This window comes from Dethiosulfatibacter sp., from assembly GCF_983023055.1.
This window is the reverse complement of sequence record NZ_CEZJXU010000128.1, coordinates 1-5608: the sequence shown is the minus strand read 5'-3', so window position 1 is coordinate 5608 and position 5608 is coordinate 1. Positions and strand designations below refer to the sequence as shown.

Genomic DNA, 5608 nt, shown 5'->3' with positions numbered 1-5608 from the left:
TAAGCTTTTCCTCATTCACGATGTTGAAAATAGAACCACAGGCTCCAGTCTTTGGATCACTTGCTCCTATTACAAGATTCTCTATCCTCGAGTTCACAAGAGCTCCGGCGCACATGGCGCAGGGTTCAAGGGTGACATACATGGTACATCCCTTTAACCGCCAGGTGTCCAGCGTCTTGCAGGCTTCATTGATTGCAAGTATTTCCGCATGCTTCGTTGCATCCTTGGCACTTTCCTTCTGGTTAAATCCTTTGCCGATTATTTTTCCGTCTTTCACTACAACAGCTCCTACTGGAACCTCTTCCATGTCATATGCTTTTTCGGCTTCCAAAATTGCTTTATTCATAAAATAATCTTTCATAATTTACCTTCACAATCATTAGATTTCTACTGTCAAATTTCTACTAACTATTATAACACATATCCATTTTTTCCTCTAACTGAAACTTCCCCGGAGAAAAGCTTTTCAACTTCGCCATTCTTCTTTTTAACAACAAGCTCTCCGTCGTCATTAAGATCCAAAACCTTTGCTTCAGTAGATTTTCCACCCTTGATAACTCTTACTTCCCTTCCTATTAGAATGGATTTTTCCCTGCATATACTTATGGAATCAAGACCTCTACCATCTGCCATGAAGCTGTCGTATAGCTTTTCAAAATTGTTGATTATCTTTCCTACAAGCTCCTTCCTGTCCACAGCCTCTCCCAATTCCATCTTGATGGAGGATGCCTTCAACACAAGTTCCTCATCAAAATCCTCAAGATCAAGGTTGGCATTTATTCCTATTCCAAGTATTACATAATTTATCTGGTTAAGCTCGGAGCTCATTTCAGTAAGTATTCCGCAAATCTTTTTGTCATTGAGTATTATGTCGTTTGGCCACTTCACCTTTAAGTCAAGATTCATCTCCTCTCCAGCCTTCACCACTGCAGCTGCTCCAACCTGTGTTATTTTGGCGATTAGCATTGGATTGATTTCCGGTCTCAGTATGAAAGACATCCAAATTCCCTTGTACTTTGGAGATACCCAGCTTCTTCCAAGCCTTCCCTTGCCGGCAAACTGCTCTTCACCAACTATAACAGTGCCGTGTTCCTGTCCTTTGTCAGCCAGGTCCTTGGCTGTTGTATTTGTTGATTCTAAAGAATCAAAATACATGATTTTTCTTCCCATTACAGAGGATGATAAATGTTTTCTTACTTCCTCTTCAGTAAGAAGGTCCGGAGACGCTACTAGCCTATACCCTTTCCTGGTTACGGACTCTATCTCATAACCCTCTTCCTTCAAAGCCTTCATATGCTTCCATACCGCAGCCCTGCTGACACCAAGTATCTTGCTGATTTCCTCGCCGGATACAAAATCTTTTTCATTGTTCAATATATGTATAATTTTTTCTTTCATTTCGTCACCTTTCGTCAACCAATTGTCTTTCTATTGTAAACCAACTCGAAAAACAAGTTGACAATCATCATCCTTTAATATATCATTGTAAACAAACAAACCAAAAAAAGTTTACAAAGCAATTATACCACTATATGATTTAAAGGTCAAAAGCACTATATTAAACAAGAGGAGTTTTTATGAAAATCAGTACTAGAGAAATGATACTTACCGCATTATTCGCAGCAATGACTGCAATAGGAGCATTCATCTCCATACCAGTAGGTCCAGCACCAATAACCATGCAGCTTTTGTTCACAGTCATGGCAGGAATTTTCCTAGGTTCAAAACTTGGAGCACTTTCACAGATACTATATATAGTCATGGGGCTTATTGGTCTTCCAGTTTTCGCAGGAGGTACAGGCGGATTCCAGTATATTTTCAGCCCAACCTTTGGATACCTCCTTGGCTTCATAGCTGCAGCTTACCTTGTAGGTCTAATACTTGAAAAAGACGCAAAGCCAAGCTTCCTTAAAATACTTGGAACATGTCTACTTGGAACTCTAGTAATATACGCAATAGGATATCCATACCTCTACTTCGTACTTGCAAAGGTAAACGGAGTGGCCGTAACAATGGGAGGTCTCTTAAGACCTGCAGTTCTCATCTTCCTTCCTGGAGATGCAGTTAAATGCTTCATAGCATCATACCTTGGAAGCAAGCTGATACACGTTGTAAAAAAGCATGATTACAGGTCTGCAGCGTAAACAATTAAAACATTAACAATTTCAATTGAATATGCTATACAAATAAAATTTTATATAGCACAACAAAAGCGAGCTTGAGGGCTCGCTTTTGTTGTGCCAATTCAATTGTCAAATCATTTACTTATTTAAACCATCAATATAATTGAAGGTGTTACCCATATTCCTGTATATTCTCAGGTAAACATCCTTATTCTTGAAATCATAATTCGTGTAATTGTCATTTTCGGTAATCAAATTGATGCTGTAACTATCTTCCTTTTCCACCATCTCTGTTTCAATTATTGACTGACTGGGTATGATTCTGTCATTTCTGTTTTTGTAATAGTAGTCATCAAAATTGTAATCGTTTGTAAAAACATTAACAGCCATATTCATGCAGGACCCGCAGCTACTTAGATAGTCGTCGTAGTCTTTTTGCATGTTCATTCTCAATATGTTAATGTCCACATCCCCAAGTTCAAGGCCCACAACTTTCGAATTGTAATTCTCATCCTCATAGGTTACTACAATATCTGTTATGTTAAGATTGTTGTAGTATTCATCATCATATACAAACTTCAGCCTCTTTTCCTTAAACTCCTGACTGTTGACGAAATTCGTAATAAACCTGTCCTTTTCACCCTTGTATTCCTCATCATAATCAAGATCATAGTATCTGTAAAGGCTACTACCGTCCTTCATGAAATACACAATGACAAAGTTCATGTCATAGTAATAGTCCTGATCCTTGACAATTTCCTTATGCATGTTGATTATGCTTTGTATGCTTCCCGGGCTACTGAAAAGCACGCTGTCGGACCCTTCTATAAATTGTTCATCTGCAGAATATACCTGCATTCCTTCTTCCTTCTCCATGGAATAAACCCAGGTGTTTTGACTGATATATACTGAACTTACATCCACTGCTAGAGGTACCTTCTTCTCAAATTTTTCAGTAGTTACATCCGACACTACTATAAACAGAAGGAAGAAAACTATGAATCCTATGAAAAGCTTAACTGCAAACTGATTTATCCTGAAGGACTTTTCCAGAATTGCATTTATCAGATAGAAAGCCAATGCCGAAAGAAGTACAAAGGATATCATCCTTCCTGTAAAGTCCGTATTATAAAACAACACTGAAAATACGGCAGGTGCAAGTGCTGCCACAAGTATGGATATGACGCTCTTGTATCCATCCACAACAACAAGGTCTCCAGCCCTTTCATGCTTTCTTCTCTTTGACATTGTCAGAATTAATCCATAAAGGAATATAAGCACTCCCGCAAGGACTAGTAAATATGTGAAATCAAAGTCTTCATCAATATACTTAACAAAATATAGAATGTCTATCCTGTATATATTCTCAAGAAAGTTATTGAAAAGTATATTGGAATTGAATCCTACCGCTATGTCTTCCACAATTTGAAAGAAATAGTTTATTATGGCTAGTACCAATAGAGGCAGGGTGAAATTGATAATGGTAGCAAAGCCTGCAGCAACTGTGTTTCCAGTAAGTATGCTTGACAATGCCGCTGTGAATATACCCGCCAATAGCCATGGTATTGTAACCATGAACATTTCACCTATATAAGAACTGTCTGTTGAAACCGCAATGATTCCAAGAAAAGCTACAAGAACTGCAGTAAATATGACATTTACTATTATTGTTATATTTATCTTCTGTATGTCTGTAATTGGTTTTGAAATATTGTAACTGAGCTTCCTTTGGTCATGTAAGTAACTTAAATCTATCATGCAGTTTATGTAGACCAAAAAGAATATCTCAACCATTCCTAAAACAATATTCTCCTCATCTATTCCGTTGCCCATGGCTATTGGTAAAATCACTACTGTTATAAGCATTATTGTAAAAGAAACTAAAAACCAGTTCCTCTTTTCCTTCAGCCTGTTTAAAATAATGGTGGTGGAATTTTTATGCATCAAATTCTTCAGTTCCATATCCTGCACCTCCTAGTTCCGTAATGAATATTTCTTCTAGATTTATTGGAAGCTCGTCAAATATGAGCACCTGATACCTGCTTTCAAGAGACTTCCTAAATTCATCAATACTTCCCCTGAGGGTTGTAAAGTATACGCTTCCTATCTTCACCGACTTAATAATATTGAAGGAGGCATTTATTTTTTCTTCGAAGTCTCCATCTATGGCAAACTGCACCCTTTTCAGGTTTTCCTTTAAAGTTTCCATCTCCTCTTCCTTAATAATGGTTCCCTCATGCATTATTCCAACCTTGTTGCAGATATTGTCAAGTTCCTTAAGTGCATGAGAAGAGATAATAACCGTCATTTCATTCTCAATCACTTCCTTGATGAGTACACTCCAGAATTTTCTTCTAACTACCGCATCTAGTCCGTCCACAATTTCGTCAAGAAGTAGAACCTTAGGACATGCACTCATTGCAAGAATGAAGGCCGCCTGTCTCTTCTGACCCTTTGACATGTTTGAAAGCTTCTTGTTTATATCCACATTGAAATATTCCACAAGCTTGTTGAACTTCTCAATGGAAATATTTTTATAAAGTAGCTTTTCATAGTCGTAAAGACTCTTAAGAGTACTACCCTGTGGAAAGAACAGGTCATCCTGCACATAATAGAAGTCCTTTATTTCCTCGGAATTTTCATTAATTATTTCCTCGTTGAAGTAAATATCTCCCTCATCCTGTCTGTAAATCTGTATTATATGCTTCAAAAGAGTGGTCTTTCCGCAACCGTTTGATCCAACCAGCCCGTAAATCTGTCCCTTTTCCGCATTCAAATATATATCCTTCAGCGCCTTGAAGTCCCTGAAGCTCTTGTTCAGTGAATTAATCTGTAGCATTGTAGTCATCTCCTTTTAGTGTCTCCCTGGCAAGGGATATTATCCTGTCATCCCCAACTCCCAGTTTTTTCAATTTCCTAATGTCCTTTTTAAAGTCCTCTTCTATGACCTTTGTTTCAGCCAATACGACTTTGTCGTTTTTTGCAACAAAATTACCCTTCCCTGGAATGGAATATATGAATTTCTTGCTCTCCAGCAGCTTGTAGGCTTTTTGGATTGTGTTTGGATTTATCCTGACAGTTGTGGCCAACTCCCTGACTGAAGGCAGCTTCTCATCTGGTTTGAGGACACGGGTAGTTATTAACCTGACGAATTCATCGTAAATCTGTTCGTATATTGACTTGGTGCTGTTGCTGTCAATGATTATCATCTCTATCCCTCCTTTGATTATTTAACAACTGTACCAATGCACATAGTACAGCACAACTGTATTATATACCCTAGTACAGTCTCGGTCAACTGTTTTTGTGAATATTCCAAAAACCTCTTGCATTAAAGAAGATTTTGTAGTATCTTTGACGCGTTAGACGCGTAGCCAACAAGAAATACACGCGACAAAAGGAGAAAAAATGAGCAAAAATGAAAAGCTTGATAAATTCAAAAATGTATTTATAGATTATCTATTCCTAATTATAGGAAATGCACT

6 protein-coding genes are annotated in these 5608 nt (G+C 37.8%); 1 reads left to right on the top strand and 5 read right to left on the bottom strand.

Features of this window, described 5'->3' with window-relative positions; genetic code table 11:
• On the bottom strand, positions 1-361 hold a 361-nt coding region (locus AC3AX0_RS06020; RefSeq protein WP_487549402.1), incomplete at its 3' end, for a nucleoside deaminase.
• Positions 362-411: 50 nt separating this feature from the next.
• A complete protein-coding gene (locus tag AC3AX0_RS06015) occupies positions 412-1398 on the bottom strand; it encodes a biotin--[acetyl-CoA-carboxylase] ligase (RefSeq protein WP_487549401.1) in 987 nt (328 codons plus the stop codon).
• A gap of 179 nt (positions 1399-1577) precedes the next feature.
• On the opposite strand from AC3AX0_RS06015, the gene AC3AX0_RS06010 reads away from it, so the two are divergent.
• Positions 1578-2144 carry a biotin transporter BioY gene (locus AC3AX0_RS06010; RefSeq protein ID WP_487549400.1) on the top strand — a complete coding sequence of 189 codons (567 nt, stop codon included), beginning with the start codon at positions 1578-1580 and terminating at the stop codon, positions 2142-2144.
• Positions 2145-2261: 117 nt separating this feature from the next.
• On the opposite strand, the gene AC3AX0_RS06005 is transcribed toward AC3AX0_RS06010, so the two are convergent.
• From AC3AX0_RS06005 to AC3AX0_RS05995, 3 genes are read right to left on the bottom strand one after another with little or no spacing between them, the layout of a single operon-like run.
• Positions 2262-4085, bottom strand: coding sequence for a hypothetical protein (locus AC3AX0_RS06005; protein WP_487549399.1), 1824 nt, complete (start codon positions 4083-4085; stop codon positions 2262-2264).
• Positions 4060-4962: an ATP-binding cassette domain-containing protein gene (locus AC3AX0_RS06000; protein WP_487549398.1), complete on the bottom strand. Its 903-nt coding sequence runs from the start codon at positions 4960-4962 to the stop codon at positions 4060-4062. The genes AC3AX0_RS06005 and AC3AX0_RS06000 overlap by 26 nt, the downstream gene beginning before the upstream one ends.
• A complete protein-coding gene (locus AC3AX0_RS05995; RefSeq protein ID WP_487549397.1) occupies positions 4949-5332 on the bottom strand; it encodes a GntR family transcriptional regulator in 384 nt (127 codons plus the stop codon). The genes AC3AX0_RS06000 and AC3AX0_RS05995 overlap by 14 nt, the downstream gene beginning before the upstream one ends.
• Positions 5333-5608 lie beyond the last annotated feature (276 nt).

Bases quoted from the DNA above. Each gene is read 5' to 3' on its own strand.
- AC3AX0_RS06015 (WP_487549401.1), bottom strand. From the start codon at position 1,398: ATGAAAGAAAAAATTATACATATATTGAACAATGAAAAAGATTTTGTA.
- AC3AX0_RS06010 (WP_487549400.1), top strand. From the start codon at position 1,578: ATGAAAATCAGTACTAGAGAAATGATACTTACCGCATTATTCGCAGCA.
- AC3AX0_RS06005 (WP_487549399.1), bottom strand. From the start codon at position 4,085: ATGGAACTGAAGAATTTGATGCATAAAAATTCCACCACCATTATTTTA.
- AC3AX0_RS06000 (WP_487549398.1), bottom strand. From the start codon at position 4,962: ATGCTACAGATTAATTCACTGAACAAGAGCTTCAGGGACTTCAAGGCG.
- AC3AX0_RS05995 (WP_487549397.1), bottom strand. From the start codon at position 5,332: ATGATAATCATTGACAGCAACAGCACCAAGTCAATATACGAACAGATT.